A 26,752-nucleotide genomic window follows, 5' to 3' on the forward strand; every position below is an offset into this window, starting at 1 on the left:
CAACTTTTTTACTCAAAATAATGTATGTACATTAAATGTTGCTACATCGGTGTATATTTGCGCACCAAATCAGCCTTAGTAGCTTCCTCTCGTCATCATTCCCATCTCCCATGAATACGCGTTTCTTCCCAGCCGGCGACCGCGGCCTTAAGGATATTGGCTGGCTGCAAAGCCACCTTACGTTCAGCTTTGGCCCCTACGCCAACCCCGAGCGCAATGGCTTTGGGTTGCTCAAGGTTTTCAACGACGATTTTGTGGCGCCTGAGAAGGGCTTTGGCCTGCACGCCCACGCCAACATGGAAATCATCTCGGTGCTGCTGGCCGGCACCATGAACCATAAAGATTCCCTAGGGTACTCGGAAGTTATTCCGGCCGGGGGCGTGCAGATAATGAGTGCCGGCTCGGGCCTGCGCCACGAGGAATACAACGTGGGCGACGACGAGGTGAATTTTTTGCAAATCTGGATTGAGCCCAAGCTTCAAAACGTGACGCCGCGCTACCAGCGTCGTCAGTTTCCGGAAGAGCAGCGCACCAACCAGCTCACCACCATCGTGAGCAATGAGGAGGGCACCGCCCACTGCTGGATAAACCAGAACGCCAAGCTTTCGCTAGGTTACTATACCGAGGCGCACAGCCTCGACTACAGCTTTGCGCCTGCTAATAAAATGCTGTACGTGTTCGTCATCAGCGGTACGGTGCGCATCAACGACGAGGTGCTGAGCCGCCGTGATGCCCTAGGTATCTGGAACACGCACGGCCCCGTGCACCTCGACTGCGCTGCCGATACGCGCTTCCTGCTCATCGAGGCACCTATCAATCATTAAGAGCCCTGCGAGCAACGAGCTGTTTATTTAAAGAAGTAAGCTTCTGATTATCATGGAAAATCAACTCCTAGGTCTGCACCACATCACGGCCATTGCCAGCAACGCTCAGCGCAATTTTAACTTCTATACCAAGGTGTTGGGCCTGCGCTTCTTGAAGCGGACGGTGAACTTTGACGCGCCCGATACTTACCATTTTTATTTTGGCGATGAGGTAGGCTCGGCGGGTACCATCCTCACGTTTTTCCCGTGGGAGAACATGACGCCCGGCCGCCGCGGTCCCGGCCAAGCCACCGAAATCGGCTACGCCGTGCCGCAGGGAAGCCTTGAGTTCTGGCAAAAGCGTTTCGAAGCCCGCGGCGTGACGTATAACAAACCCGCCGAGAAGTTTGGCGAACGCTACCTCACCTTCCTCGACCCCGATGGCCTCAAGCTGGAGCTAACCGAGGTGGCCGACGACTCGCGCACTCCCTGGACTACCACTGAGGTTGGCGCCGAGGTAGCCACTCGCGGCTTTCACCACATCACACTCACCCTGAGCGACGTGAAGGCTACGGCCGCCGTGCTCACCGACGTATTTGGTTACCACCTAGTGGCCCAGCACGTCAACCGCTTTCGCTACGCCACCGATGCCCTAGGCACCGCTAACATCGTGGAGCTGGTGGCTGCGCCCGGCGAGGCCCGCGGCCACGTGGCGGCTGGCTCGGTGCATCACGTAGCCTTCCGGGTGAAAGACGATGCCACTCAGCTATACTTCCGCGACCTTCTGATTAAGAAAGGCTTTCAGGTAACGCCCCAGATTGACCGGCAGTACTTCCACGCCATGTACTTCCGCGAGCCGGGCGGAGTGCTGTTCGAAGTAGCCACCGACAATCCTGGCTTCATGGTCGACGAGCCGCTGGCTGAGTTGGGTACGCACCTAATGCTGCCGCCCCAGTACGAAAGCCAGCGCGCCGCCATCGAGGCGCACCTGCCCATGCTAGGCTAAGGAGGTGATAAGCAAATTAACCCGTCATGCTAAGCTTGCTGGAGTGTCTCTACTGTACAGCTAAATGAGGCAGTAGAGATGCTTCGGCAAGCTCAGCATAGCGGATGTCTAAATAGCCTTGACAGAGGAAATTTCCTATGAATCCCACCGCTTTTCAGCCTCTTACCTATATCTATCAACCCGCGCCTGGCGCAACGCGCACCCTGCTGCTACTGCATGGCACGGGCGGCGACGAGCGCGACTTGCTGCCGCTGGCTGCGCATTTCGGTCCCGGGTTTAATGTGCTAAGTGTGCGCGGCAATGTGCAGGAAGGTGGCATGCCCCGCTTCTTCCGCCGCCTAGGTATGGGTGTTTTCGACGAGGCCGACGTAGTGTTTCGCACCCACGAGCTAGCCGATTTTATAGGCAGCGTAGCCGAACAAGAAGGTTTTGACTCCGCGCAGCTCATTGCCGTGGGCTATTCTAATGGCGCTAACATTGCCGGCGGCTTATTGATGCTATACCCAGGCCTGCTGGCGGGCGCGGTGCTGTGGCGGCCCATGCAGCCGCTGGTGCAAGAGGTGCCCGCATTTGAGACGCCACGGCCGATGCCGGTGTACTTTGCGGCTGGCCAGCACGACCCTACTGTGCGTCCCGCCGCCACTGAAGCCTACGCGGCCTTGCTAGCGCAGGCTGGCTACCAGCTCACACGCCGCGATGCGCCTGCCGGCCACAATCTGACACAGGCCGACCTTGACGGTGCTGTGGCGTGGATGACCAAGAATTTTCCGGCAGCTTAGGCAACCAGCTAGCGTGGGCGGAAGACAATATATTGCGCGCCTATGCGCTACTCCTCACTGCCTCGCTCACTCGCCACGTGGCTACTTTGCTGGCTTACTAGCAGCTGCCTAGGTGCCTGCGGGTACCAGGCCCAGCCCCAAGCTGCCCGTCCGCTCGCGCTGACCACCACCCGCGTGGCAGTGCTGCGCAATGTGGGCGAGCTATTACCGCTGCAGCAACTCGACACCCTGCGGCTGGCTGTGGTGCAGGTACAGGCCCGGCCCGAGCGCCAAGTGCCTAACTTTAGTCAGTATCTCGCGCAAGATGTGCGCGACTACGCGCCTGCCATCTCGATAGTCGGCCCTAGGCCAGCCGATATGGCCCAACTGCGCCGGAGCAACCTCTTGGTGCTGGCCTTGCCCGAAGGCGGTGCCCACGACCGGGCCGTGTTGCACCAGCTGTTGGCCCTCCGCAAGAAGCTAGTGGTGCTGGTATGTGATAGCACAGCACTAACTACACTGCCCGAACTGCGCCAGGCTGCGGCCGTGATGTTTGTGAAAGAGCGCAGCAGGCAGGCCTGTAACCAAGCCGTACAAGTGCTTTTTGGAGGGATGGGTGCAGTCGGGCAGGTATCGCCCGCGCTGGCGCAGGCGGGCCTAGGGACGGCGCAGCTCACGCGCGGCGGACTGCGATTAGCCTACGCCTCGCCGCAGGCGGCGGGCCTGCGCCCTGATTTACCTAAGCTGGTCGATTCGCTGATGAGCCAAGCGCTGGAGGCGGGCGCCTTCCCAGGCGGGCAAGTAATTGTGGCGCGGCACGGGGTGGTGGCCCTCAGCCGCAGCTATGGCGTGCAGCAGCTGGCGTCCGCGGCTCAGCCGGTGCTCAGCAGCACGCTCTACGATTTTGCGTCACTCACCAAAATAACGGCCGCATTGCCGGCACTCATGCGCCTGCAAGACCTCGGACTATTTAAGCCTGACTACACGATGGGCGCAATGTTTGATTTCCTAAAAGGAACAGACAAGCAAGACCTGCGCCTGCGCGATGTACTGACGCACCAGGCGCGGCTCAAGCCCTTTATTCCTTTCTGGCAGAGCTACGTGCAGCCCGGTGGCCGCCTGCGGTCACAGTTTTTTCGGTCTGACTCTTCGGCGCAGTTTCCGCTGCCGGTGGGCCAGGGGCTTTGGGGTAGCCAGGCACTACCGAGCCGCATTTACCAAGGCGTGGCCACGTCGCCGCTCAATACTCAGCCGGGCTACGTGTACTCCGATTTTTCCTTCATGCTGTACCCATACTACGTGCAGCGAGCCACGGGGCAGGCGTTCGACCAGTTTATAGAGAAAGAAATCTACGGCCCCCTAGGTGCCGGTACGCTGGGCTTTAATCCGCTACGCCGCTTTCCCTTGAGTCGCATTGCACCTACTGAGTACGACTCGTTGTTTCGTAAAAAGCTGGTGCACGGCACCGTGCACGATGAAAACGCGGCTATGCTGGGCGGGGTGAGCGGCCACGCTGGGCTCTTTGGCACCGCCAATGACCTGGCTAAGCTGGTGCAGCTCTTCTTGTGGCAGGGACACTACGGTGGGCGGCAGCTTATCAAGCCCGAAACGATGGCCGAATACACTAGTTGCCCCTTTTGCCCTACCAACCGCCGGGGCCTAGGCTTCGATAAGCCCGAGCCCAAGAATCCCGCCCTCAACGCAGCGCGCAGTGCCAGCCCACGCAGCTTCGGGCACACAGGCTTCACGGGCACTTATTTCTGGGTCGAGCCCGACCAAGATTTATTCGTGATTCTACTCACCAACCGCGTTAATCCCACGCGCCGCAATGGGAAGCTCGGCGAGCTTGGCGTGCGCTCGGCACTGCTACAACTCGCCATCGAAAGCGCCTTGCCAGAGCAGTAGCCCTAGGTGGCACTTTGGCCTATTAATCAGGGCAAACGGCTCAATACACCTGTGAAGATGCGCAGCAGGTGAAGTAATAATAAAGCCGTGCTCATTCAGGTCCTCAATTTGCTAAAGGGTAGCTCAAATGGCTTTTGCAGAAGGCGTTCAGCGCCGACAACTCATTAATTATATCATCGCCAGCTGAGGTGTAAATGACGATTTCACCAGCCTATTGGCCCCGTTGACCAGCATCAGCGAAAGCTTTTTGCGCATGAAAGGCAAGTTGTGCCGACCTTTGCGCCCCGGTTGCCTGCAAGTAGCTGATTTTACCTATTATGACGCGCTCATTTTGGACGCAGTTTGCTGCGCTAGTGATGGCCAGCTATGCCGTGCTTTTGGGGTTGCAAGCGGCGTTTGGAACCGCCATAGTGCATCCGCTGGCGCCCTACGTCCTAGGTGGGTTGCTAGCGGTCACCTTGCTCACTTATTGGCTCACGGCGCGCTTCGTAGCTCGCTCTGCCGACAACTTCCTAGGGGCCTATTTTGGTGGGGTAGTGCTACGGCTGGTGCTATCGCTGATTATCGTGCTGGTGTATCTCTACCGGGGTGGGGCGCACGAGGGCCGGGGTACCTGGGCTTTCCTAGGAGTGTTCTTTGTGAGCTACTTTCTGGGCGCTGGCTTTGAAATTTGGGCTATTTTTAGTAACTTGCGCCCGTTTTCCAAGAAGCAAGTCCCGGAAGAATAGCAATTTATCAACGGACTCGCATTTTAATTAGTTTTTAATGAAGCGGTTACTAACTCTATTTTTCTGCCTTTGCACGTTTGCCGGCTTCGCTGCCGAGCCCACCGAAGGGGGCGAAAAAGAGGAGGCGTTCAACCCGGGCGAGATGATTCTGCACCACATCGGCGATTCGCACGAGTGGCACTGGTTCTCGACTGATGACAACCACTTCACCTCGTATCTGCCCATCATCGCTTACCGTCCTGGTAAGGGCCTTTCGGTTTTCTCGTCGAAGAAGCTGGCTGCTGAGCCCCATCCGGCTCGGGAAGAGTCGCCTTCGCGCAAACGGGCTGCAGGCGGCTCGCATAGCGAAGGACCTGAGTATGATGGCCTCATGCTACGTGAAGGTAAGCTGATGACGGCTGATGGTAGCAAAGTCTACGACCTGTCCATCACCAAGAATGCCGTTGCTCTCCTAGGTAGCGCAGTTCTGATGTTAGTGGTGTTTACCAGTGTCGCAGCCGGTTACAAGAAGAATCAAGGCCGGGCGCCTAAGGGCATTCAGTCGTTCTTCGAGCCTATCATCATCTTTATCCGCGATGAGATAGCCAAGAAATCAATTGGGCCGAAGTATGAGCGCTACATGCCTTACCTGCTCACCGTTTTTTTCTTCATCTGGTTCAACAACTTGCTGGGCCTTACGCCTGGTGCTGCTAACCTTACCGGCAACATCGCGGTAACGGCTACTCTGGCAATCATAACGCTGGTAATTACCCTGTTTAGCGCTAATAAGAACTACTGGGCACACATCTTCGCTACGCCAGGTGTACCGAAGCTGCTATTGCCTATCATGGTTCCGGTTGAATTGATTGGTGCTTTCCTAGTTAAGCCCGTTTCGCTTACCATCCGTCTGTTTGCTAACATCACGGCAGGTCACATCGTAATTTTGAGCTTCATCAGCTTGATTTTTATCTTCCGCTCGCCTGCTGTAGCGCCTATCTCGCTAGCGTTTGGCTTGTTCATCAATGTACTGGAACTACTGGTTGCTATCCTGCAAGCATACATCTTCACCTTGCTGACAGCGATGTACATAGGTGGTGCCGTTGAAGAGCACCACCACGATGAGGAACACGCGCTAGATATGCAAACCGGCCCCGCTGGTAGCGTTATCCCTAACCCTGCGGCTCACTAATAGCCCTAAACTGCTTTTTTACCGGGTAACCGATTGGTTGTCCTCCTATTGTTTTTTCATTCCCCACACTTTCTCCCTTTTTTTATGTTGCTCTCTCTGTTACTGCAGATTGCTAATGCCACTGGTTTGGCTGTATTTGGTGCTGCTATCGGTGCTGGTCTGGTAGCCCTCGGCGCTGGTCTTGGCATTGGCCGCATCGGTGGTCAGGCTATGGAAGCTATTGGCCGTCAGCCAGAAGCTTCGGGCAAAATCCAAACGGCCATGCTGATTGTGGCTGCCCTTATCGAAGGTCTGGCCCTATTCGCAGTAGTAGTCTGCTTGCTGATTTCGTTCAAGCTCTAAGAATAGAGATGGCACAAAACAGCCCGCGGCGCGTCGCTTCGGCGTAGGGCGCCGCGGGCTGTTTGCGTGAAGGTAGCCAGTTGAAAATGAATAGGATGTGGGAGAGTGAAGGGGCAGTGTGCATGATGCTTGCCGAGCTTCACTTTTAAATTACATCTAACCTCTTTTCACATTTACCCCGATAGTTAATCTCTATTCAATATGGACATTGTAACCCCCGAGTTAGGCCTTATTTTCTGGCAGCTGGTCATCTTTCTGCTAGTGCTTTTCCTGCTGGCCAAGTTTGCTTGGAAGCCGATTCTGTTAGCTCTGCGCGACCGTGAAGACAGCATCGACAATGCTTTGCGTATGGCGGAGCAGGCTAAGCTGGAAATGCAGAACCTGAAAGCTGGCAATGAGAAGTTGCTAGCCGATGCGCGTCACGAGCGCGACCAGATGCTGAAGGAGGGTCAGAACATCGCTAATCAGCTTGTTGAAAAGGCTAAGACTGATGCTACTGAAGAAGCAAACCGCATTGCCCAACAAGCGCGCGAATCGATTCAGCAGGAGAAAAACCAAGCTCTAGCCGAAGTGCGCAATACTGCTGCGCAACTTAGCGTCGACATTGCCGAGCGCCTACTGCGCCGCGAGCTAGCCGACCCTGCTGCTCAGCAAAAGCTGGTTGACGAGTACCTCAAGGACGTTAAGCTTAATTAGTTGTCAGCTGTCGGTTGCTAGGTCTGGTCAGTCCTTGTAAGACAGGCTAGACCTAGCAACCGACAGCTGACAACCGACAACTAACCTAAAAATGGCCGACCAACAAGTAGCCGCCCGTTACGCTAAGTCCTTATTGGACCTGGCTCAGGAGCAGGGCACCTTGGCAACGATTAAGCAGGACATGGACTTGCTGGCCAATACCATGGCTGGTAGCCGCGACCTGCGCTTGCTGCTGCGCAATCCGATTGTAAAGCACGATAAGAAACTAAGCATCCTCAACGCCGTGTTTAAGGGCAAGGTGTCGGATATGCTGTTACGCTTTTTTCAAATCGTGACGAGCAAAAACCGCGAGGACACGCTTGAGTTCATTGGCAGCGAGTTTTTGAAGCAGTACAATGTGCTGATGGGCGTGCAAGTAGCCGAAGTAACGTCTGCTGTGCCGCTGACGCCTGCAACCCGCGCCGAGATTGAGAAGATGGTGACCCAGCAAACGGGCCTCACCCAGATTTCGCTCACCGAGAAGGTGGATGCCTCGCTGATAGGTGGCTTTGTGCTGCGCGTTGGCGACCGGCAAATTGATGATTCGGTACGTGGGGGCCTGCGCCGTCTGCGCACCTCGCTCACCGACAAGACTTATACTCCCAGCTTAAACTAATATTCTCATGGCAGAAGTACGCCCGGACGAAGTTTCCGCCATCCTGCGGCAGCAGCTGTCCAATTTTAAATCGGCCGCCGAGCTGGAAGAAGTCGGCACTGTGCTGCAGGTTGGTGACGGTGTGGCTCGCATCTATGGCCTGTCGCACGCCCAGTCGGGCGAGCTAATCGAGTTTGAGAACGGCCTGCAAGGCCTAGTGCTCAACCTTGAAGAAGATAACGTAGGTGCCGTATTGCTCGGCGACTATGCCGAAATCCGGGAAGGTGATACGGTTCGCCGCACTAATAAGATTGCTGCCATCCAAGTAGGTGAGGGCATCGTAGGCCGCGTAGTGAACACCCTAGGTCAGCCTATCGACGGCCGTGGCCCTATCCAGGGTGAGACTTACGAGATGCCTCTCGAGCGCAAGGCTCCTGGCGTAATCTTCCGCCAGCCCGTAACTGAGCCGCTGCAAACTGGTATCAAGGCTATCGACGCCATGATTCCAATTGGGCGAGGCCAGCGCGAGTTGATTATCGGCGACCGCCAGACTGGTAAGTCAACCGTAGCACTTGACGCTATCCTCAACCAGCGTGAATTCTACGACCGTGGCGAGCCTGTTTTCTGCATCTACGTAGCTGTGGGCCAGAAGGCTTCAACGGTTGCTCAGGTAGTGAACGCCCTTACCAAGGGTGGTGCTATGGACTACACGGTGGTAGTGTCGGCTTCGGCCTCAGACCCCGCCCCGATGCAGTTCTACGCTCCCTTCACGGGTGCTGCTATTGGTGAGTACTTCCGCGATACGGGCCGCCCGGCACTGGTAGTTTACGATGACTTGTCGAAGCAAGCTGTGGCTTACCGCGAGGTATCGCTGCTGCTGCGTCGTCCTCCCGGACGTGAGGCTTACCCTGGCGACGTTTTCTATCTGCACAGCCGCTTGCTGGAGCGCGCCGCTAAAATCAACGCTTCGGACGAGATTGCGCGCAACATGAACGACCTACCCGAAAGCTTGAAGCCGCTGGTGAAGGGTGGTGGGTCGCTGACGGCTCTGCCGCTCATTGAAACGCAAGCTGGTGACGTGTCGGCTTATATCCCGACCAACGTAATTTCGATTACGGACGGCCAGATATTCCTCGAAACCAACCTCTTCAACTCCGGCGTACGTCCCGCTATCAACGTGGGTATCTCGGTGAGCCGCGTAGGTGGCAACGCCCAGATTAAGTCGATGAAGAAGGTGTCGGGTACGCTGAAGCTTGACCAGGCGCAATTCCGCGAGCTAGAAGCTTTTGCTAAGTTTGGCTCGGACCTTGACGCTTCGACCAAGCTCACCATCGAGCGTGGCCGTCGTAACCTAGAAATTCTGAAGCAGCCCCAGTTCTCGCCGGTAAAGGTGGAGGACCAAGTAGCCATCATTTATGCTGCTACCAACGGTCTGCTAGACACGGTGCCCGTTAACCGCGTGCGCGAGTTCGAGAAAGAATTTACGCAAGTGCTCAACGCTCGCCATCCCGACGCGCTGAAAGCGCTGAAAGCTGGTAAGCTCGACGACGCAGTAACCGGCGCCCTGCGCCAGACTGCTAAGGACGTAGCCGCGGGTTTTGCCGCTTAGATTGTTGAATTGTCAGGATTGCTGGATGGTTGAATTGGGGTACGCTACCCCATTCAATCGTCCAGCAATCTAACAATCCAGCAGTTCCAACAATCTGACAATTTAACAAATGGCCTCTTTAAAAGAAGTTCGCTCGCGCATCCAGTCGGTTTCGAGCACGCAGCAGATTACCAAAGCCATGAAAATGGTGGCGGCGGCCAAGCTGCGTCGGGCTCAGGATAACATCATCCGGATGCGCCCCTATGCCCAGCGCCTCACCAGCATCTTGGCTAACCTGACGCGCACGACCACCGACGAGATGGTGAGCGAGTACGGCGAGGTGCGCGACGTGCGCCGGGTGCTGATTATCGCCATTACCTCAGACCGGGGCTTGGCTGGCGCTTTCAATGCCAATATATTTAAGGGGGTAAACGCGCTGATTGCTGCGCGCTATGCTAGCCTGCCGGTTGGTAATATTTCGGTGATGGCCATCGGCAAGAAGGCGCACGACTACTATGGCCGTCGCAATATGCTGGTGGGTAACTACACCCACGTATTCACCAAGCTCTCGTTTGATACGGTGCGCGTTGCCGCCGAAGAAGCTATGCGGGGCTTCGCGGAAGGTACCTACGATGAGGTAGTGATGGTATACAATGAGTTTAAGAATGTGGCTACGCAAGTAGTGCAGGCTGAGCAATTGTTGCCCTTAGTACCTACTGAAGTACCCGCCGGGACACCTAGTGCCAATGAGCCCGCCAATAGCGTCGACTACATCTTTGAGCCGAGCAAAGAGGAGATAATCAAAACCCTCATTCCGCAGAGCCTGAAAATTCAGCTGTACAAAGCTGTATTGGAAAGCAATGCCTCGGAGCACGGTGCGCGCATGACAGCAATGGACAAGGCTACTGATAACGCCGGTGAATTGCTGAAATCCCTGAAGTTGACGTATAACCGCACGCGTCAAGCAGCTATTACTACTGAGATTCTTGAAATCGTGGGTGGGGCCGAGGCCCTGGCCGCTGGTCGATAGACATTCTAAGTTTCATCAAAAAGGCGCCTTAGCTTCCGAGCTAGGGCGCCTTTTTTGATGGGGCTGGATAAGGGACGATAACAAAGCCGAAGGCGTCACTATTATTCTAGAAGCACAAAAGACGAGTGCCAAGCCAACCTTTGTGTAACTATTCTGGGCCGCATTGTGAGCTAGCCTAGGGCTGGAATTTCAGTATCTTATGGTATAAGCAGCGTCTGGTGCCTCTAAAGCTACCTGTTGACCTAAGTACCTACCTAGGACATGTGCTACCGGTATATGTAACCTTTTCAGGGATAGGTACCGTATGGGAGAACAGTGCTTGCTAAATAATATAGGTGTAAAACTGTATAGATGAGGTTTGGCTCTTGGTAGGTCGCGATGCTGCCATTACTTTTGTCCAACCTGCTCTTCTTACTATGAAATCTAAACTTTCCCAACGCCCTGCTATTCTAACTAATACCCTGGCCGCACGCCGGCGCGAAGTAGAAAACGCTTTGCTGGTACAGGCGCTGTGCGGACGTAAACCCAGCCCAGCAGTGCAAGCTCAGCTACGGCGCTATGAAGCGGGTGAATTGCCCCGTGAGCTAGCCTTCGCTGGCCTGTATGCAGGCCACCAGCAGGCTCTCGGCCAATAGGTCAGATGCAGGATTAACCCGAGCCTATCGGGATGGGTAGCGCGCTTTACGCTGTGCAAAGCGGTACTTTTGCAGGTAATGCGCTATTTTATTCACTTTGCCTACGATGGCACGGCTTATTGCGGCTGGCAGGTGCAGCCGGGCGTGCCCACGGTACAAGCTGCGCTCGACAAAGCGCTGAGCCAGGTGCTGCGCCAGCCTATACACACCATTGGGAGCGGGCGCACCGACACTGGGGTGCATGCAAGCCACCAGGTAGCCCATTTTGAGGCTAGCTTGCCCGAAGGAATGACCTTCGATTTATTGCGCTATCGCCTCAACCGAGCCTTGCCGCCCGATGTGCAGGCTTTTGAGGTGCATGAGGTAGGGCCACAAGACCACGCGAGGTTTTCGGCAGAAGCGCGAACTTACGAGTATTTTGTAAGCCTGCGTCCTAACCCGTTTCGGCGTGACCAGGCATTGTACCTAGACCGGGCACCTGATATCACGGCCATGAACGAAGCTGCTAGCTACTTAGTGGGGCAATTCGATTTCACCGCTTTCTCTAAGGTGAAGGGCGGCGAAAACCACTACATCTGCTACCTCTACGAGGCTGGCTGGCACACTGACCCGCACCATGCCGATGGGTTAGTCTTCCGCATTCGTGCCAACCGTTTTGTGCGGGGTATGGTGCGGCTGGTAGTAGGGACGCTGCTCGATGTGGGACGCGGCAAGTTAACCCCCGCTGAGTTTCAGCAGGTGCTGCATCGGCAGCAACGGATTGCGGCTAGTGGCGCCGCGCCTGCTAAAGGTCTATATTTAAGCAAGGTAGAGTACGCAACTGGTATTGTACCTAGCTATGTTGCCTAAGTAATTATCTCGGTTTTAGTATAAAAAAGCTTATTAGTTCCACTCACTTTAGCTTGATCAGTATATAACGGTTCAAGGAAGAGGGCATTGTTGTCAGCCACCTAGGGAAGTTTGCGGCGGCCAAACGAACCGTGCCGACCTTTGTTAGTAGAGCTACTGACTATGGACCCAACTTCTGCTACCAAGACCGGCCAGGTATTCGACTGGCAGGTGCTGCGCCGCCTGCTCACTTATGTGCAGCCCTACCGGGGGGTATTTATCGGCCTTATTTTTCTGACCGTGGCCGCCGCGGTGCTCGGCACCGTGCGCCCGGCGCTGATTCAGCGCATGGTCGATGTAGACATCAGCAACAACGACTGGGCGGGCCTCAACCGCTCGACGCTGTGGCTGCTGGCGCTGCTAGTGGTAAATACCCTGGTGAGCTACCTACAGACCTACTATGGCGGCTGGCTAGGCCAATACATTGTGCGGGACATCCGCACCGACCTCTACCGGCACCTGCTTAGCCTTAAGCTTAGTTTCTTCGACCGCACGCCCATTGGCGTGCTCGTGACGCGCAACATCTCCGATGTCGAAACGCTGGCCGACGTGTTTAGCGAGGGCTTGGCCGCGATGGTGGGCGACCTGCTCCAAATCGTGTTCCTGATGATTTTCATGTTCTGGACCAACTGGCAGCTAGCGCTCATCAGCCTCTCCGTTATTCCGCCGCTGCTCTTCAGCACCTACGTGTTTAAGGAAAAGGTGAAGGGTAGCTTTCAGGAAGTGCGTAACGCCGTGGCCAAGCTCAATAGTTTTGTGCAGGAGCACCTGACGGGCATGAATGTGGTGCAGATTTTTAATAACGAAGACCGCGAGTTTCGGAAGTTCGAGGCCATCAACCAAGAACACACCAAGGCTAACATCAAGTCGGTGCTGTACTACAGCATCTATTTTCCGGTGGCCGAGGTCCTAGGTGCCATTGGGGTGGGCCTGCTGGTGTGGTACGCTGCCCAGGGGCAGATTGAGGGCACTATCTCGAAGGGCGCCCTCATTGCCTTCATCATGTACAACTCGCTATTCTTCCGGCCCATCCGGCAGATTGCTGACCGGTTCAACACGCTGCAGCTGGGTTTGGTGAGTACTGAGCGTTTGCTCAAATTACTTGATAACAAGGACCTAGTAGCTACCTCGGGCACCGCGCCCGTGCCGCAGCTGCGGGGTGATGTGCAATTTGACCACGTGTGGTTTGCCTACAACCAGCAAGACGGTGAAGCTGCTGAGCCCGAATGGGTGCTCAAAGACATCAGCTTTCATGTGCAGCCAGGCCAGACTATTGCCTTTGTGGGAGCCACGGGCGCGGGCAAAACCAGTATCATCAACCTGCTATCGCGCTTTTATGATATCCAGCGGGGCCATATCCGCGTCGATGGTCAAGACCTACGCGAGTATGACCTCAGCCAACTGCGCCGCCAGATTGGGGTGGTGCTACAGGATGTTTTTCTCTTCGCCGGCTCTATCCGCGATAATATTACCCTAGGCAACCGCACTATCAGCGACGCCCAGATAATGGAGGCCGCTGCCCTAGTGGGCGCCCAGCGCTTTATTGAGCGCTTGCCGGGCGGCCTCGACTATCCCGTGATGGAGCGCGGCGCCACGCTCTCGGTAGGGCAGCGCCAGCTCATCAGCTTTGTGCGGGCGCTGGTGTACGAGCCCCGCGTTATTGTGCTTGACGAGGCTACCTCGTCGGTCGATTCGGAAACGGAAGAGCTCATTCAGGAGGCCATTGACAAGCTCATGGAAGGCCGCACGGCGTTGGTTATCGCCCACCGACTCAGCACCATTCAAAAGGCCGACCGCATTATTGTGCTCGACCGCGGTGAGATTAAAGAAACGGGTACCCACGACGAGCTGCTGCGCCAAAACGGCTATTATGCCCAGCTCTACCGCATGCAGTATGCTAGCCACGAGCAGGTTGCCAGCCAGCAGGCATCGATTATCAATGGCCAGGCAAATGGCGACGCGTAGAAGCGGGGCAGCCGGCTATTGATAACTTTTATGTTAATTGATTAATTAAAAATGCGTTACCTGTTTCCCCTCGTCCTAATCGTCACGGCGGTCGCCATTAGCTTCTATGCTTACCTAGGGGGGCTACGCAAGCCCACGGTCGCCCTCGAAACCACCAGTGCGCCTACGTTGCTGGCGGGGCAGGTATATGCGGGCAAGGTGCAGGGGCAGCGCTTTGGCGAGCTATTTAGGGAGGCCAAAACCATGCAGGAAAGCGGGCGCCTAGGGCAGGCCTTGGCGCTAGCCAATGTGTATAATAATAACCCCGAGGCGGCCCACGACACCATCCGGGCGTTCATTGGGCTGGCCGTGGGCGATACGGCTCGCCCGCTGCCCGCTGGCTGGCGCTACCGCGTGGTACCGGCGGGCCAGCGCATTATGCGGGCGCAAATTAAGGGGGTTAGCTTTTTGCTGGCGCCAGACAAGCTGTATCCCGCGGCTACCGAGGCTATCAAGGCTCAGAAGCTGACGCAGCGCGGCGATTTTTACTTAGAGCGCTTCGGTGCCGACGAAATTTCGGAAATGTGGATAGGCGTCAAATAGGCTGGGCTGCTCGAGCGTGAGTGTGCCAGAGCGTGAGGGCGATACTGGTGAGAGAAAGCATGGAAGAAGCTGCGCCGTATACTTCCTAAAATAAGGGTATTGCTTTACTTATTAGCTAGTTAGCCAACCTTTGCAGGACTGAGCAAGTACAAAACGGAGGCATTGCGTGCTGCTTTGGGGCTTACCTCAAAGCAGCACGCAATGCCTCCGTACTGCTCTAACTATAAAAGAACATTCGCATGCTAGCAATGGAATATCGCGGCCCCAAACGCATCCGGGCCACTCAAAAACCGATGCCCGAAATCCTGCATCCTGAGGATGCGATTGTACGGGTAACGCGTTCGTGCATATGCGGCTCCGACCTGCACTTATATAATGGTAATGTGCCCGATACGCGCGTAGGCCAGACCTTCGGACACGAGTTTACGGGCGTGGTCGAAGAAATTGGCTCTGAGGTAACCAAGCTCAAAGTGGGGGATAATGTGTTGGTGCCGTTTAACATTGCGTGCGGTAAGTGCATTTTCTGCAAGCAAGGCTTATTTGGCAATTGCCACGAAGGCAGCCCCCAGGCTACGGCAGCGGGCGGCTTCTTTGGCTACTCGCACATTACGGGTGGCTACGATGGTGGGCAGGCCGAGTATGTACGCGTGCCCTACGCCAACGTGAGCCCTACCGTCATTCCGCCCGGTATGGACATTGAAGATGCCGTGCTACTAACCGACGTAGTGCCTACGGGCTACCAAGCTGCCGAAATGGGCGGTATCCAGACCGGCGACACCGTCGTGGTATTTGGCGCCGGTCCCGTAGGCATTATGGCCGCGCGTTGCGCCTGGCTATTTGGCGCCGGCCGCGTCATCATCATTGATAAAGAGGATTACCGCCTAGAGTTTGCCCGCAACTATTCGAAGTGCGAGGCATACAATTTCCAGGAAATTGGCGACCCAGTGGTATTCATTAAAAAGCAAACCGACTGGATAGGCGCTGATGTTTGCATCGACGCCGTAGGGGCTGAGGCTGCGGGTAACGCACTGCAAACCATCACTGGCCGCAAAACGCTGCTGCAAGCTGGCTCGGCCACGGCCGTGCACTGGGCTATTAATTCGGTGCGTAAGGGCGGCGTAGTGTCCATTGTGGGCGTGTATGGCCCCACCGATAACCTCGTGCCCATTGGCAACGTGCTGAACAAAGGCATTACCATCCGAGCTAACCAAACGGCCGTGAAGCGCCATCTGCCGCGCCTCATCGAGCACGTGCAGAATGGTGTGCTTAATCCCAAAGGCCTCATCACCCACCGCTTGGCACTGGAAGACGTGGCCGATGGCTACCGCATGTTCTCAGCCAAGCTCGACAACTGCATCAAAACTGTCTTGATTCCTTCCACTGCCGGAATGTAACGCATTGCTATCATGGAACCTATCACTCACAATCCGTCGCAGCTGCCTGGCTGGAACATCGACAACGACCCCGACAACGACCCCACGTACCCGATGCGCACGCGCACCCCGGACGACCACAAGGGATATAGCTGGGAGCGTCCCACGCAGCAGCCCATCAATATTGAGGTACTGCACTCCATCGAGCGCCCTAATATTACGGCCGTATTTGGTACCTCAGTGCCTCCTAGCGGCCTGAGTGGCGTCATTAGGCGTTTCGCCTTCAAGTACAGCGAAAACAGCTACTTGCACTGGCTCCCCTTGCTAGTAGCCGACCGCGTGAATGTAGTAGAGGGCATTATAGATGATTTAGCACACGGTCATGTACCCAATATTTTTGCTGAGAAAGGCTATAAGACCGAATGGAAGCATGACCGCACTGGCCTGATAATCAAGCTGGCTACTGCCGCAGCCCTCGTTGGTGGGGCAGTGGTGTTGCTTTCTAGCAAAGGCAACAAGAAAGATAAGATTCGCTCGGCTAGCCGGTAATTAGCCCACGCACAAAAAGACCTAGGGCCGTTGAGTAGCTACTCAACGGCCCTAGGTCTTTTTGTGCGTAAATAGTAGGTTAAGCTATTTGCCAAAGTAGTAAGCGGCCCCAAGCTGGATATTCTGCAGGCTGAAGCCGAAATCGAAGCTGTGCGTATTATTGAAATTGCTGCTGTAAGATAAGCCACGTAACGAAGCTTCGAGCCCAAAGCGAGGGATAGGAAAGAAAGCCAGCCCAGGGGTAATGCTTGCGTAGCCCAGGTTAGTGCCACCGCTATAATGAGTATACCCTAAGCTGCCTTGCCCATACAGCGCAAACTTGTCGCTACCCCCCACAAACCGGTAGTACCGGGCGAAAGGCCCTACCGAATAAGAGCTCTGGCTAGAGTAATTAGCGTTGCCACCCACTATCTGTAGGTTGCCATTAAGGCCGAGTGCTAGGTTATCAGCCACGAAGTAGCCAATCGTTGGGGTAAAGTTGAAGAGGTCTTGGCTTGCCTCTCCGATATACTTGTCTGAGTGGTAGCCAATGCTGCCCGAAAGCAGCCCACGACCTTTCGTAAGCGGTGTGGTTTGGGCGTGGGCAATACTGCTGGTTAGACCTAGGCAGGCCAAGGCAAAAAGCTTGTTCATGAAAAGGAAAGGAAGTTTCTCCCAATAGCGGGCGCGCTTTCCTGCGAAATTTCATGCCAATAAATAATGAAATGGAACTTTTTTACCACTCACTATTTGAAGCTCAACCATGAGCTAAGGGCAAGCTGATGACCACAAACAAGAAAGCCGCTTGTCACAAAGACAAGCGGCTTTTTACAAAATCAGTCGGGGTGGCAGGATTCGAACCTACGGCCTCGTCGTCCCGAACGACGCGCGCTACCGGGCTGCGCTACACCCCGAAAACTAGCAGCATCGATGGGGCGACGCCGCGTCGGGAGTTCCAATTCTTTCACAAGATTGCCTAAAAAAGCCCCCGACCCGAAGGTCGGGGGCTTTTTCGTGGGGCAACTTGTCCCTTGGTCGGAGTGGCAGGATTCGAACCTACGACCTCCAGCACCCCATGCTGGCGCGATACCAGGCTACGCTACACCCCGAGGGAATTGGAGGCACAAAGGTAGGAGAAAAATTGAGATTTACACAAGTCAAGCAAGATTTTTTTCAATTAATAACAACCTAGGTAGGGCAACTGGCAAGATTTTCGCGTGCTAAACCGGTCAATCTCAATCCGAAAAAAAGCTACCGGTCGTACCTTTAGCCCACTGAAAAAACCTTTATCCCTGAGTGTCATGAAAGTATTTCTTACCTGCGCCGGGGCGCTGCTGCTGGCGTCGCTCGCGGGCCATGCCCAAACCACGCCGGCCCCAGCTACCACGCCGGCGCCAGCTACGGCGGCCACCGACCCCGCTGCCCCCACCACGCCAACGCCCATCGCGCTGGCCCCCGTGACACCGGCCGCTGACCCTAACGCACTAAAAATCAAAACCGAAATTAACCCCATCGCGCACAAGCTGACCGTGCGTTGCGATGCCGCTGGACCTACCCGCGTTGAAATCAATGATAAGGAAGGCCGCCCGGTGCTGACCAAAACGATGATGGCTGGCACTACGCCAGTGGTGCTCAACACGGCCAAGCTGCCCGCTGGCCCCTACGTAGTACGCTGCACAGCCGGCGAAAAAACCGGTATGCGCCGCGTAATGCTGGGCGAGTAAAGGCAACCGCTCCCAAAAAATAGGCGGGCGAGCAAGAAGGATGCATTTTCTTCTTGCTCGCCCGCCTATTTTTTGTCACCTACTTGCTTAGTCGCTTACTGCTTCGGTCTGCAACTGGCGCTCGTAGAGTGCCCGGTAGAGGCCATCGGTTTCGGCCATGAGAGCGGCGTGGGTACCGTGCTGCACAATTTGGCCATCGTCGAGCACCAGGATTTCATCGGCCAGCTTCACCGATGATACGCGGTGCGAGATGATGAGGCTGGTGCGGTTCTTCATCACGCGCTGGAGGCTGTCTAGGATGGCGTTCTCGGTCTTGGTATCAACGGCCGAGAGCGAGTCGTCTAGAATCAAAATCTTAGGCTCTTTTACCAGCGCGCGGGCCATGCTCACGCGCTGCTTCTGGCCACCCGAGAGCGTGATGCCGCGCTCACCCACTTTAGTGTCAAAGCCTTCGGGGAAGCGGATGATGTTTTCGTACACATCGGCATCGCGGGCGGCCTGGGCCATGCGCTCCTCGTGGGGCTCATTCAGGCCGAAATTGATGTTGTTGCGAATGCTATCCGAAAACAGAAACACGTCCTGCGGCACATAGCCAATCTGCTCGCGCAACGACGTGAGCGAATAGTCGCGTACGTCCACGTCATCGACCTTGATATCGCCACTCGTTACGTCGTAGAGGCGGCAGAGCAGGGCGGCTACCGTGCTTTTGCCCGAGCCCGTATTGCCAATGATGGCCAGCGTGTGGCCGGGCTGAATGCGGAAGCTCACGTCGCGCAAGGCCTTAATGCCAGTGTCGGGGTAGGTGAAGCTTACGTGGTCGAACACAATAGCGCCCTTGATGTCCTGGCTCACGTCGCGGCGCGATACGATATCGGTTTTCTCGTCCAAAAACTCGTTGATGCGGGCTTGTGAGGCCTCCGCCCGCTGCACTAGCGACGAAGTCCACCCTAGGGCCGTTACGGGCCAGGTTAGCAAGTTTACGTAGATGATGAACTCGGCAATGGTGCCCGTGGTGATGGTGCCATTGATGACTTCCTGGCCGCCAATCCAGACCGTGACGACCGTACTGATGCCCACCAAAAACATGATGAGGGGAAAAAATAACGAATTGACAAAGTTGAGGCTGAGCGACTTGTCTTTATACTCGTTGGTAGCCAGCGTAAACTGCTCTAGCGAGTCTTGCTGCCGCACGAAGGATTTGAGTACTCGAATACCTGAAAAAGCCTCCTGCGTGAAGGTGGTCATGCTGGCCAGTGCCTTTTGAATATCATCCGACTTCTTCTCAATCAAGTTATTGATGTAGAAGATAGTAACTGATAAAATCGGCAGCGGCAGAATAGTCAGCAGCGTAAGCCGCACGTTGACCATGAGCATGAGCGGCACCACCAGAATAAAAAGCACCACTAGCTGCAAAAAATACATGATACCCGGCCCTAGGTACATGCGCACGCGGCCCACATCTTCGGAGATGCGCGACATAAGGTCGCCGGTGCTGTGGCGGCGGTAAAAGCTGAGCGGCAGCGACTGGTAATGCTGAAATATCTGGTTTTTCTGGTCGTTCTCAATCAGGCGCGACATCACGATGAGCGTCTGGCGCATAAAGAACAGAAAGATGCCTCGCAGCAGGGCCAGGCCGATAATCAACATGCCGTAAAACAGCACGTTGCGCCCAAATAGCTGGTACACGCCGGCTTGTGCCTGGGTACCCGCGAAGAGGTGATAGAGGTCAATGCCTTCGTTTACCAAATCGAAGGAGTAGCGTACCAGCTGCGCCGGAAAAATAGTCAGCAAGGTGCTAAGTATCACAAAGAGTACGCCACCTAGGAAGTGCCACTTGTAGCGAAGGATGTGGACGTTGACGGCGGCGAGCGAGCGGGTTGGCATAGCAGCGGGGTAGGAGCGGGAAGCGGGACCAGAACCAGAAAAAAACGGGTACTTTTGCAGTCCCAAACGGCCGGCTGGCCGGCCTGGGAAGCCGGCCGCGTAGCCACTTAACAAAGTTACGGCTTACTCTTCCCGGCGACTGCCGTGCGGAATAAGCAAAACCGGCCGAATTAATTGTGCCCCATTAACTGTTAGCGGTCAGTTCCTTTCTTACCGCCTCGCCGCTCGCTGCGGCGCCATCCTAACCGATACGTATTCGAAATGCTAAACCGCCGCTTACTCAGAATCAAGGTCATGCAGGCCCTCTACGCCTACCAGCAGGCAGTAGCCGCCGACTTGCAACTGGCCCAAGACCGCATCGCGGCGGCGTTTGAGCCTGACCTCACCGCCGACGTAGCCCCCGACCGCCGCCTGCTCGAAGGCCAGCGCAAGCTGGGCGAGGCGCAACTACGCGAGTGGCACCGCACCGGTGAGCTGCCCGAAACCGGCTCCGATGATAAAGAAGTAGCTGCCGCCCTCAACGCGGCCATCGACTATTACCAGAAGCTGGTGCAAAAGGAAAGCTCGTTCTACGGCGGGCAGCTGCTGCACGGCGCCGAAAGCATTCACGACCAGTACCTGCACCTGCTGAACTTGCCGCAGGCGCTGCTTGAGATTATCACCGAAGACAACGAGCGTGAGGCACGCCGCTTCACCGGCCCTAGGTTCGAGGCTGAGGCTACGGCGCGGCTGTTCGGCAACGCGGCCTTTGCCAAGCTTAAGGAAAACGAGCAGCTGCTGCAAACCACCATCAAGCGCAAGTTGCAGTGGACCGATTCGGAAGAAATCGAGGCTCTGCGCGAGGCGTGGCAGAAGGAGATAAAGCCCGACGAAGCCGTGCAGGCCTACCTAGGGGGCAAAAACACCGGCTTAGCCGAAACGGACTACGAAACCGATATGGAGCTGGTGCGCCACCTCTACAAGGATTTCGTATTCAAAGGTGAAGCGCTGCCACGCTGGCTTGAAGCAAACGACCTGAACTGGGAGGAAAACCGCCCCATCGTGCGCAACCTAGTGCTGAAGACCCTGAAGATGCTGCCCTACCAGGCCGACGAAAAGCAGGAGCTGATGAACTTGAGCGCCAACTGGCAGGACGACCGCGACTTTGCCGAGACCCTCTACAACCAAACGCTGCAAGACGATGCCAAGTCCGAAAAGCTCATCGCCGAGTCGGTGCAGAACTGGGACGTGGAGCGTGTGGCCCTGCTCGATAAGATTATCTTGAAGATGGCGCTCTGCGAAATGCAGCTCTTCCGGGGCATTCCGGTGAAGGTGACCATCAACGAATACATCGAAATCAGTAAGCTCTACAGTACCCCGAAGAGCAAGCAGTTCGTAAACGGTATTCTGGATAAGTTGGCGCAGGACCTGGCCGCGAGCGGCGAGATTCGCAAATCGGGCCGTGGTCTGCTAGACAACCAGTAAGTAGTGCCTAGTTGTTAGTGCTTAGTGCATATGTTCTACCAACTAAGCACTAACAACTAAGCACCGCCTTTCCTTCTTCCCACCATCCTTTCCCACCTGGTTAAACAAGTAGCGGCTAAAGACTCTAGGTCCTTATCCATTAGCAATTAACCACTAACCATTAAAAACAATCATGGCTAGTAAAACCACCACCGGCCTGCTTTGCTTCACGGGCGGCGCCCTTGCCGGGGCCGCCATTGGCTTGCTGTATGCGCCCGAAACCGGCCGCGAAACCCGCTCGTTTCTCAGCTACCAACTCGAGAAATACCGCTCGGTGCTGGCTGACCTCACCGAGAGCCTCGTGACCAGCCGCGACAATACGCCGTCCTTGGCCAAGAGCGAAGGGCAGCGCGTGATTCAGGATGCCAAGACCAAAGCTGAGCAACTGCTCGGCGATGTAGACCAGCTCATTAGCCAGATTAATTCGCGCCGCGCCACCAACTAAGTGTTGGGTGAGGTAGGGGACTTGGCAATTCAGGGGCGTAGTTTGTACTGGCGTATCTGGCTGGCTAAGCCCTTGCTTTGCCCCTTACTTGTGCCACCCACTTACCCTACCTCACCACCACTTTTATGCATCTCGTAACGCTTATTCCCGGCGACGGCATTGGGCCCGAAATCACCCAATCTGTTGTCGATATCTTTGCCGCCGCCAAAGTTCCTGTGCAGTGGGAAACCCACAATGCCGGTGAAACGGCCCTGGCCGAGAGCGGCAGCTTGCTGCCCCAGCCGCTGTACGACTCGCTGGAGCGCACCAAAGTAGGCCTCAAAGGTCCCGTTACGACGCCCGTAGGCAAGGGCTTTAAGAGCGTGAACATCACGTTGCGCCAGAAGTACGACCTGTACCAGAACGTGCGCCCGGCCAAAACTACGCCCGGCATCAACACCCGCTTCGAGGGCATCGACCTGGTGCTATTCCGCGAGAACACCGAAGGGCTGTACGCTGGCCTCGAAGTGTACGACGAGCGCCTAGGTATTGCCGACTCCATCAGCCGCGTGACGGTGGAGGGCTGCCGCAAAATCTGCCAGGCTGCCTTCGCCTACGCCTCCAAGCACGGCCGCAAGCACGTGACGATGGCCCACAAGGGCAACATCCTCAAGAACGCTGGCAAGCTGATGCTGGAAGCCGCTCGCGAGGCTGCTGCCCAGTACCCCGAGGTAACGTTCTACGACGACCGCATCATTGATAACATGTGCATGCAGTTGGTAGGAAAGCCCGAGCAGTTCGACGTGATTGTGACCACCAACCTGTTTGGCGACATCCTGTCGGACCTCTGCGCCGGCCTGGTGGGCGGCCTAGGAGTAGTGAGCGGCGCTAACATCGGCGACAACATGGCCATCTTCGAAGCCGTGCACGGCTCGGCCCCCGACATTGCGGGCCAGGGCAAAGCCAACCCCACCGCCCTGCTACGCTCGGCCCTTATGATGCTGGAGCACCTAGGCGAGAAAGAGCACGCCGTTCGCATCGAAAAGGCCCTCAACGAGACCTTCCTGCACAAAGAGCAGTGCACCGGCGACTTAGGCGGCAAAGCCTCGACCAAAGAATTTACGCAGTTTATTATTGACAAGCTGTAGGTCAATAGTCAGCAATTAATAATGAGCAATGAGCAGACTGAATAATCGGTCTGCTCATTGCTCATTATTAATTGCTGACGGACCTAGGTGTACTTTTACCTTATGAAAAAAGTTAGTGTACTGCTAGCGCTCAGCCTGCTGGCGGCCAGCTGCAACCGCGACAAGGCTGCTGATGCCGGCACGCAGGGCATGAATGCCACCGCCGCCGCGGCCGACGACAACTCGAAGGCCAACCCGACCATCGACAACCCGAACGTAGCCAGCGATACCGAGGCCCCGAACCCCGACGCCCCAGTGATGACCTTTGCCGAGTCGCAGTTTGACTTTGGCGACATCAAGCCGGATAGCAAGGTGCAGCACACCTTCACCTTCACCAACACGGGTAAGACGCCGCTGCTCATTGCCGATGCTACTGCCTCATGCGGCTGCACCACCCCCAACTGGACCAAGGAGCCCGTGGCGCCCGGCGCCAAAGGCACGCTCGACGTGCAGTTTGATAGCCGCGGCAAGCAAGGCCTTATCAGCAAGCAGGTGAGCGTGCGGGCTAATACCCAGCCCAGCACCACCGTTATTTACATCAAAGGCAACGTACTCACCAAGTAGTGCGTGGGCAGTGAAGCGAGCGGGCAAAAAGCAGTCGCGTAGTGGCTGTAAGTTTGCCCGCTTACTTCTTCTTTCCTTTCTCAACCCATGACCTTCCTTACCCTCCTCCTCCAAACTGCGCCCGGCGGCGGCATCATGCAGCTGATATTTCCGGTGGCTATTGGCCTGGTGCTGTACTTCTTCATGATTCGGCCGCAGCAGCGCAAAACGGCTGATGCCAAGTCCTTCCGCGAGTCGCTGGTGAAGGGCACCCGCGTGGTAACTATTGGTGGCTTGCACGGCCTGCTGGTGGAAGTAGGCCCCGAAACTGTGCTGCTCGAAGTAGAGCGCGGCCAGCGCTTGCGCTTCGACCGCTCGGCCATTGCCCGCCTGGCCGGCAGCACCACCGCTACCGAAACCGTAGCAACAACCGCCTAGCATGGCAGCCCTGGCGCCCCGCCTCCTCGCGCGCCTGCTGCGCCCGTTGGCTGGGCACCAGTCCAGCTTCTACCAGGCCGTGCTGGCGTGCTTTGTCATCGCCAGCACGCTCTGGATGCTGCGGGCGCTCAACGGCAGCCATGTGGCGGCTCTCGATTACCCCGTGGTTTGGCGTTACAATGCCCAGCGCTACCACCCGGCCCGGGCCCTGCCTACCACTGTGCGGGTAGAGGTGCGCGGCAACGGGTGGCGCCTGCTCAGCCGAGCCCTGCATTTTCATGTGCCACCTGCTGAGGTGCGCCTGCGCCTGGCGGGTACCCCGCCGCCACGTTCGCCCCTACGCCCGCCGCTGCGCCGGGCCCTAGGTACGGTGCGGCTAGTGTCGCTGCCCACCGACTCGGCCACGTTTTACCTGGTGCCGGGCGCCGACTCTACTAGAATAAAGTAGCTTGCTGTTCGCCGGCAATGGCCGCCGCAATTTTTAACTCACAGCTTTTAACTCAACAGTAGGAATGCGGCGCATTGGCATCACGGGTGGTATCGGCTCGGGCAAAAGCATCGTGGCGCGCTTATTTGCCGCCCTAGGGGTGCCCGTGTACGACTCCGACAGCCGAGCCAAGGGCATCATGGCTACCGACCTAGGGCTGCGCGAGCAACTGCTCGCGGCCTTTGGCGCTGAAACCTACACCCCCGAGGGCCTGCTCAACCGCACGCACCTGGCGCAGCGGGTGTTTGGCGATGCCGCGCAGGTGGCGTTGCTCAACTCGCTGGTGCACCCGCGGGTAGGCGCCGATTTTGAGGCGTGGGTAGCGACGCAGGCGGCGGCTGGCCAGCCCTACATTCTGAAGGAAGCCGCGTTGCTCTACGAATCGGGTGCCTACCGGCAGCTCGACCGCATTATTACCGTGTTTGCGCCGCCGGCCGTGCGCCACGCTCGCGTGCTGCACCGCGATGCCCACCGCTCCGCTGCCGATGTAGAGGCCATTATGCGCCAGCAGCTTAGCGATGAGGAAAAGCTAGCGCGGGCCGATTATGTAGTATACAACGATGATTCGCAGCTAGTGCTGCCCCAGGTGTTGGCCCTAGACGAGACGTTTAGACAAGGTTAGGCTGAAACGACAAGAGCTAGGCATATGCCTAGCTCTTGTCGTTTCAGCCCGATAATTGCCTCACCGAATAATGGGGTAGCGCTCGAAGGGGCGGTCTACGAACAGCTTGCGGTAGGTGGCATGGGTCTTGATGATTTTGGACCCGATGCTACGCGTGACTACGAGCATCCTAGGGTTAAAATCGCCAATCCAGTTCATCTCGATGTCGGTGTAGCCAGCGCGCAGAAATGCGTTCTGGGTCGACATAATGAGTGCATTTTCAACCCCTTTGCCTTGGTGCTCAGGCACTACGCCGTAGATGATACCTAGGATTTTCTTATCTGAGCGCTGCGCGTAGCGCCACTGCTCCCACACAAAGCGCAGCTTACCCACGAGGTCGAGCCGCTTGCCTACGTGCTTGAAAATCTGATTCAGCTCGGGGATATTAATGAAAAACGCCACCGGTTCGTCTTGGTAGTAGGCGAAGGCCAGTACGCGCTCGTCGAGCACGGGCTTCATTTCCTGCACAATGGTGCGGGCCTGGTCAAGGGTCATGGGCTGCACGCCCGCGTGCTTGCCCCAAGCCAGGTTGTAGACGTGGTGGAAGTCTTGGGCCAGCTTCTCGGGCTCAGCCTTGCGGGCGTGGGTAAAGAGGTAGCCCGCCGCCGTGAGCTCGGTCAGCTTCTTATTAAAGCTAGGGTGCAGCACCTGCGCTACCGGGCGATAGCAGGTGTACTGCTTGAAATAGAGCTGAAAGCCGTAGCCTTCGAGCAGGCGCTGGTAGTAAGCGGGGTGCCAGAACATGCCATAGTTGGGCTCGTGCTCGAAGCCATCGATGAGCACACCCCAAAACCGGTCGCGGTCGCCAAAGTTGATAGGCCCATCCACGGCCAGCATGCCGCGGGCTTGCAGCCACTGGCACGCCACGTCGAAAAGCTGGTTGGCCGCCGCCTGGTCGTCGATGCACTCAAAAAAGCCCATGCCGCCGGCGGGCAGGGTGGGGTCGGTAGCCGTGGCCGTGAGCGGATTGACGAATGCCGCGATGCGCCCAACCACTAAGCCACTGGCGTCGGTGAGCAGCCAGCGGCAGGCCGTGCCGCCCGCCCCAAACAGCTTGTTTTTGGCCGGGTCAAACACGGCCTCCAGCTCGTTGTCGAGTGGGTTGATAAAGGCGGGCGCGGCCTGGTGCAGGCGGCGCGGCAGGTCGCAAAATTGCTGCTGCTGAGCGGCGGAGAGAACTTCGAGAAGAGGCATTTCCACAAAGATAAGTTGGTCCCGGCGGGGCGGGCCGGCCCTAGGTCCTGCCTAGGGCGCTAAGCTCGGCCACGGCCA

Annotated in this window: 28 protein-coding genes and 2 tRNA genes; 25 read left to right on the plus strand and 5 right to left on the minus strand. The window is 56.6% G+C overall.

What is annotated here, in order from left to right; all coding sequences use genetic code 11:
* Nucleotides 1–110 precede the first annotated feature (110 nt).
* From JAO77_RS12240 to JAO77_RS12320, 17 genes are all read left to right on the plus strand, one after another.
* The gene (locus tag JAO77_RS12240; RefSeq protein WP_198990660.1) at nucleotides 111–824 is read left to right on the plus strand and encodes a pirin family protein; all 714 of its coding nucleotides are present in this window, start codon (nucleotides 111–113) and stop codon (nucleotides 822–824) included.
* A 52-nt stretch (nucleotides 825–876) separates the two neighbouring features.
* Nucleotides 877–1,809, plus strand: coding sequence for a ring-cleaving dioxygenase (locus tag JAO77_RS12245; RefSeq protein ID WP_198990661.1), 933 nt, complete (start codon nucleotides 877–879; stop codon nucleotides 1,807–1,809).
* A gap of 137 nt (nucleotides 1,810–1,946) precedes the next feature.
* Nucleotides 1,947–2,588 carry an alpha/beta hydrolase gene (locus JAO77_RS12250; protein ID WP_198990662.1) on the plus strand — a complete coding sequence of 214 codons (642 nt, stop codon included), beginning with the start codon at nucleotides 1,947–1,949 and terminating at the stop codon, nucleotides 2,586–2,588.
* A gap of 42 nt (nucleotides 2,589–2,630) precedes the next feature.
* Entirely contained in the window at nucleotides 2,631–4,472 is a 1,842-nt protein-coding gene (locus JAO77_RS12255; protein WP_198990663.1) for a serine hydrolase domain-containing protein, read from the plus strand.
* A gap of 317 nt (nucleotides 4,473–4,789) precedes the next feature.
* Entirely contained in the window at nucleotides 4,790–5,200 is a 411-nt protein-coding gene (locus JAO77_RS12260) for a hypothetical protein (RefSeq protein ID WP_198990664.1), read from the plus strand.
* 37 nt (nucleotides 5,201–5,237) lie between these two features.
* Nucleotides 5,238–6,368, plus strand: a complete 1,131-nt coding sequence (gene atpB / locus JAO77_RS12265; protein ID WP_198990665.1) for a F0F1 ATP synthase subunit A — start codon at nucleotides 5,238–5,240, stop codon at nucleotides 6,366–6,368.
* A gap of 84 nt (nucleotides 6,369–6,452) precedes the next feature.
* Nucleotides 6,453–6,710, plus strand: coding sequence for an ATP synthase F0 subunit C (gene atpE / locus JAO77_RS12270; RefSeq protein ID WP_144846205.1), 258 nt, complete (start codon nucleotides 6,453–6,455; stop codon nucleotides 6,708–6,710).
* A gap of 201 nt (nucleotides 6,711–6,911) precedes the next feature.
* The gene (locus JAO77_RS12275) at nucleotides 6,912–7,406 is read left to right on the plus strand and encodes a F0F1 ATP synthase subunit B (RefSeq protein ID WP_198990666.1); all 495 of its coding nucleotides are present in this window, start codon (nucleotides 6,912–6,914) and stop codon (nucleotides 7,404–7,406) included.
* 91 nt (nucleotides 7,407–7,497) lie between these two features.
* On the plus strand, nucleotides 7,498–8,061 hold the full coding sequence (gene atpH / locus JAO77_RS12280; RefSeq protein WP_198990667.1) for an ATP synthase F1 subunit delta: 564 nt from the start codon (nucleotides 7,498–7,500) through the stop codon (nucleotides 8,059–8,061).
* Nucleotides 8,062–8,068: 7 nt separating this feature from the next.
* Nucleotides 8,069–9,649: a F0F1 ATP synthase subunit alpha gene (atpA, locus tag JAO77_RS12285; RefSeq protein ID WP_198990668.1), complete on the plus strand. Its 1,581-nt coding sequence runs from the start codon at nucleotides 8,069–8,071 to the stop codon at nucleotides 9,647–9,649.
* Between the two features lie 109 nt (nucleotides 9,650–9,758).
* Nucleotides 9,759–10,658, plus strand: a complete 900-nt coding sequence (gene atpG, locus JAO77_RS12290) for an ATP synthase F1 subunit gamma (protein WP_198990669.1) — start codon at nucleotides 9,759–9,761, stop codon at nucleotides 10,656–10,658.
* Nucleotides 10,659–11,074: 416 nt separating this feature from the next.
* Nucleotides 11,075–11,293: an antitoxin VbhA family protein gene (locus JAO77_RS12295; protein WP_198990670.1), complete on the plus strand. Its 219-nt coding sequence runs from the start codon at nucleotides 11,075–11,077 to the stop codon at nucleotides 11,291–11,293.
* 78 nt (nucleotides 11,294–11,371) lie between these two features.
* A complete protein-coding gene (truA, locus tag JAO77_RS12300; RefSeq protein WP_198990671.1) occupies nucleotides 11,372–12,142 on the plus strand; it encodes a tRNA pseudouridine(38-40) synthase TruA in 771 nt (256 codons plus the stop codon).
* Nucleotides 12,143–12,304: 162 nt separating this feature from the next.
* The gene (locus JAO77_RS12305) at nucleotides 12,305–14,146 is read left to right on the plus strand and encodes an ABC transporter ATP-binding protein (RefSeq protein WP_198990672.1); all 1,842 of its coding nucleotides are present in this window, start codon (nucleotides 12,305–12,307) and stop codon (nucleotides 14,144–14,146) included.
* Between the two features lie 51 nt (nucleotides 14,147–14,197).
* The gene (locus JAO77_RS12310; RefSeq protein WP_198990673.1) at nucleotides 14,198–14,728 is read left to right on the plus strand and encodes a hypothetical protein; all 531 of its coding nucleotides are present in this window, start codon (nucleotides 14,198–14,200) and stop codon (nucleotides 14,726–14,728) included.
* A gap of 239 nt (nucleotides 14,729–14,967) precedes the next feature.
* Nucleotides 14,968–16,122 carry a zinc-dependent alcohol dehydrogenase gene (locus JAO77_RS12315; RefSeq protein ID WP_198990674.1) on the plus strand — a complete coding sequence of 385 codons (1,155 nt, stop codon included), beginning with the start codon at nucleotides 14,968–14,970 and terminating at the stop codon, nucleotides 16,120–16,122.
* Between the two features lie 12 nt (nucleotides 16,123–16,134).
* Nucleotides 16,135–16,650 (plus strand): hypothetical protein, encoded by a 516-nt coding sequence (locus tag JAO77_RS12320; protein WP_198990675.1) that lies wholly within the window; start codon nucleotides 16,135–16,137, stop codon nucleotides 16,648–16,650.
* An 84-nt stretch (nucleotides 16,651–16,734) separates the two neighbouring features.
* On the opposite strand, the gene JAO77_RS12325 is transcribed toward JAO77_RS12320, so the two are convergent.
* From JAO77_RS12325 to JAO77_RS12335, 3 genes are all read right to left on the minus strand, one after another.
* Complete coding sequence (locus tag JAO77_RS12325) at nucleotides 16,735–17,283, minus strand: hypothetical protein (protein ID WP_198990676.1); 549 nt, start codon at nucleotides 17,281–17,283, stop codon at nucleotides 16,735–16,737.
* Nucleotides 17,284–17,469: 186 nt separating this feature from the next.
* Nucleotides 17,470–17,543, minus strand: a tRNA-Pro gene (locus JAO77_RS12330).
* 118 nt (nucleotides 17,544–17,661) lie between these two features.
* A tRNA-Pro gene (locus JAO77_RS12335) sits at nucleotides 17,662–17,738 on the minus strand.
* A 192-nt stretch (nucleotides 17,739–17,930) separates the two neighbouring features.
* Here JAO77_RS12335 and JAO77_RS12340 point away from each other — a divergent pair.
* A complete protein-coding gene (locus JAO77_RS12340) occupies nucleotides 17,931–18,353 on the plus strand; it encodes a T9SS type A sorting domain-containing protein (protein ID WP_198990677.1) in 423 nt (140 codons plus the stop codon).
* Nucleotides 18,354–18,440: 87 nt separating this feature from the next.
* On the opposite strand, the gene JAO77_RS12345 is transcribed toward JAO77_RS12340, so the two are convergent.
* Entirely contained in the window at nucleotides 18,441–20,237 is a 1,797-nt protein-coding gene (locus tag JAO77_RS12345; RefSeq protein ID WP_198990678.1) for an ABC transporter ATP-binding protein, read from the minus strand.
* A 261-nt stretch (nucleotides 20,238–20,498) separates the two neighbouring features.
* On the opposite strand from JAO77_RS12345, the gene nusB reads away from it, so the two are divergent.
* The 7 genes from nusB to coaE all read left to right on the plus strand — a co-directional run bounded on the left by nusB (nucleotide 20,499) and on the right by coaE (nucleotide 25,441).
* Nucleotides 20,499–21,701: a transcription antitermination factor NusB gene (nusB, locus tag JAO77_RS12350; protein WP_198990679.1), complete on the plus strand. Its 1,203-nt coding sequence runs from the start codon at nucleotides 20,499–20,501 to the stop codon at nucleotides 21,699–21,701.
* A 172-nt stretch (nucleotides 21,702–21,873) separates the two neighbouring features.
* Nucleotides 21,874–22,185, plus strand: coding sequence for a YtxH domain-containing protein (locus JAO77_RS12355; RefSeq protein WP_198990680.1), 312 nt, complete (start codon nucleotides 21,874–21,876; stop codon nucleotides 22,183–22,185).
* Nucleotides 22,186–22,310: 125 nt separating this feature from the next.
* Complete coding sequence (locus tag JAO77_RS12360; protein WP_198990681.1) at nucleotides 22,311–23,312, plus strand: isocitrate/isopropylmalate dehydrogenase family protein; 1,002 nt, start codon at nucleotides 22,311–22,313, stop codon at nucleotides 23,310–23,312.
* Nucleotides 23,313–23,414: 102 nt separating this feature from the next.
* The gene (locus JAO77_RS12365) at nucleotides 23,415–23,915 is read left to right on the plus strand and encodes a DUF1573 domain-containing protein (protein ID WP_198990682.1); all 501 of its coding nucleotides are present in this window, start codon (nucleotides 23,415–23,417) and stop codon (nucleotides 23,913–23,915) included.
* An 87-nt stretch (nucleotides 23,916–24,002) separates the two neighbouring features.
* Complete coding sequence (gene yajC / locus JAO77_RS12370; RefSeq protein WP_198990683.1) at nucleotides 24,003–24,332, plus strand: preprotein translocase subunit YajC; 330 nt, start codon at nucleotides 24,003–24,005, stop codon at nucleotides 24,330–24,332.
* 1 nt (nucleotide 24,333) lies between these two features.
* Nucleotides 24,334–24,780: a hypothetical protein gene (locus JAO77_RS12375; protein WP_198990684.1), complete on the plus strand. Its 447-nt coding sequence runs from the start codon at nucleotides 24,334–24,336 to the stop codon at nucleotides 24,778–24,780.
* Between the two features lie 64 nt (nucleotides 24,781–24,844).
* Nucleotides 24,845–25,441, plus strand: a complete 597-nt coding sequence (gene coaE, locus JAO77_RS12380; RefSeq protein ID WP_198990685.1) for a dephospho-CoA kinase — start codon at nucleotides 24,845–24,847, stop codon at nucleotides 25,439–25,441.
* 60 nt (nucleotides 25,442–25,501) lie between these two features.
* Here coaE and JAO77_RS12385 read toward each other — a convergent pair whose 3' ends face one another.
* Nucleotides 25,502–26,674, minus strand: a complete 1,173-nt coding sequence (locus JAO77_RS12385; protein ID WP_198990686.1) for a hypothetical protein — start codon at nucleotides 26,672–26,674, stop codon at nucleotides 25,502–25,504.
* Between the last annotated feature and the right edge of the window lie 78 nt (nucleotides 26,675–26,752).

Source organism: Hymenobacter sp. BT559, from assembly GCF_016427535.1.
Lineage (GTDB): Bacteria > Bacteroidota > Bacteroidia > Cytophagales > Hymenobacteraceae > Hymenobacter.

Bases quoted from the DNA above. Each gene is read 5' to 3' on its own strand.
- JAO77_RS12365 (WP_198990682.1), top strand. From the start codon at position 23,415: ATGAAAAAAGTTAGTGTACTGCTAGCGCTCAGCCTGCTGGCGGCCAGC.
- JAO77_RS12355 (WP_198990680.1), top strand. From the start codon at position 21,874: ATGGCTAGTAAAACCACCACCGGCCTGCTTTGCTTCACGGGCGGCGCC.
- atpH (WP_198990667.1), top strand. From the start codon at position 7,498: ATGGCCGACCAACAAGTAGCCGCCCGTTACGCTAAGTCCTTATTGGAC.
- truA (WP_198990671.1), top strand. From the start codon at position 11,372: ATGCGCTATTTTATTCACTTTGCCTACGATGGCACGGCTTATTGCGGC.
- atpE (WP_144846205.1), top strand. From the start codon at position 6,453: ATGTTGCTCTCTCTGTTACTGCAGATTGCTAATGCCACTGGTTTGGCT.
- atpG (WP_198990669.1), top strand. From the start codon at position 9,759: ATGGCCTCTTTAAAAGAAGTTCGCTCGCGCATCCAGTCGGTTTCGAGC.
- yajC (WP_198990683.1), top strand. From the start codon at position 24,003: ATGACCTTCCTTACCCTCCTCCTCCAAACTGCGCCCGGCGGCGGCATC.
- JAO77_RS12325 (WP_198990676.1), bottom strand. From the start codon at position 17,283: ATGAACAAGCTTTTTGCCTTGGCCTGCCTAGGTCTAACCAGCAGTATT.
- atpB (WP_198990665.1), top strand. From the start codon at position 5,238: ATGAAGCGGTTACTAACTCTATTTTTCTGCCTTTGCACGTTTGCCGGC.
- JAO77_RS12340 (WP_198990677.1), top strand. From the start codon at position 17,931: ATGAAAGTATTTCTTACCTGCGCCGGGGCGCTGCTGCTGGCGTCGCTC.
- JAO77_RS12315 (WP_198990674.1), top strand. From the start codon at position 14,968: ATGCTAGCAATGGAATATCGCGGCCCCAAACGCATCCGGGCCACTCAA.
- JAO77_RS12320 (WP_198990675.1), top strand. From the start codon at position 16,135: ATGGAACCTATCACTCACAATCCGTCGCAGCTGCCTGGCTGGAACATC.
- nusB (WP_198990679.1), top strand. From the start codon at position 20,499: ATGCTAAACCGCCGCTTACTCAGAATCAAGGTCATGCAGGCCCTCTAC.
- JAO77_RS12345 (WP_198990678.1), bottom strand. From the start codon at position 20,237: ATGCCAACCCGCTCGCTCGCCGCCGTCAACGTCCACATCCTTCGCTAC.
- JAO77_RS12245 (WP_198990661.1), top strand. From the start codon at position 877: ATGGAAAATCAACTCCTAGGTCTGCACCACATCACGGCCATTGCCAGC.
- JAO77_RS12240 (WP_198990660.1), top strand. From the start codon at position 111: ATGAATACGCGTTTCTTCCCAGCCGGCGACCGCGGCCTTAAGGATATT.
- JAO77_RS12275 (WP_198990666.1), top strand. From the start codon at position 6,912: ATGGACATTGTAACCCCCGAGTTAGGCCTTATTTTCTGGCAGCTGGTC.
- JAO77_RS12295 (WP_198990670.1), top strand. From the start codon at position 11,075: ATGAAATCTAAACTTTCCCAACGCCCTGCTATTCTAACTAATACCCTG.
- atpA (WP_198990668.1), top strand. From the start codon at position 8,069: ATGGCAGAAGTACGCCCGGACGAAGTTTCCGCCATCCTGCGGCAGCAG.
- JAO77_RS12310 (WP_198990673.1), top strand. From the start codon at position 14,198: ATGCGTTACCTGTTTCCCCTCGTCCTAATCGTCACGGCGGTCGCCATT.
- JAO77_RS12250 (WP_198990662.1), top strand. From the start codon at position 1,947: ATGAATCCCACCGCTTTTCAGCCTCTTACCTATATCTATCAACCCGCG.
- JAO77_RS12305 (WP_198990672.1), top strand. From the start codon at position 12,305: ATGGACCCAACTTCTGCTACCAAGACCGGCCAGGTATTCGACTGGCAG.
- JAO77_RS12385 (WP_198990686.1), bottom strand. From the start codon at position 26,674: ATGCCTCTTCTCGAAGTTCTCTCCGCCGCTCAGCAGCAGCAATTTTGC.
- JAO77_RS12375 (WP_198990684.1), top strand. From the start codon at position 24,334: ATGGCAGCCCTGGCGCCCCGCCTCCTCGCGCGCCTGCTGCGCCCGTTG.
- JAO77_RS12255 (WP_198990663.1), top strand. From the start codon at position 2,631: ATGCGCTACTCCTCACTGCCTCGCTCACTCGCCACGTGGCTACTTTGC.
- JAO77_RS12360 (WP_198990681.1), top strand. From the start codon at position 22,311: ATGCATCTCGTAACGCTTATTCCCGGCGACGGCATTGGGCCCGAAATC.
- coaE (WP_198990685.1), top strand. From the start codon at position 24,845: ATGCGGCGCATTGGCATCACGGGTGGTATCGGCTCGGGCAAAAGCATC.
- JAO77_RS12260 (WP_198990664.1), top strand. From the start codon at position 4,790: ATGACGCGCTCATTTTGGACGCAGTTTGCTGCGCTAGTGATGGCCAGC.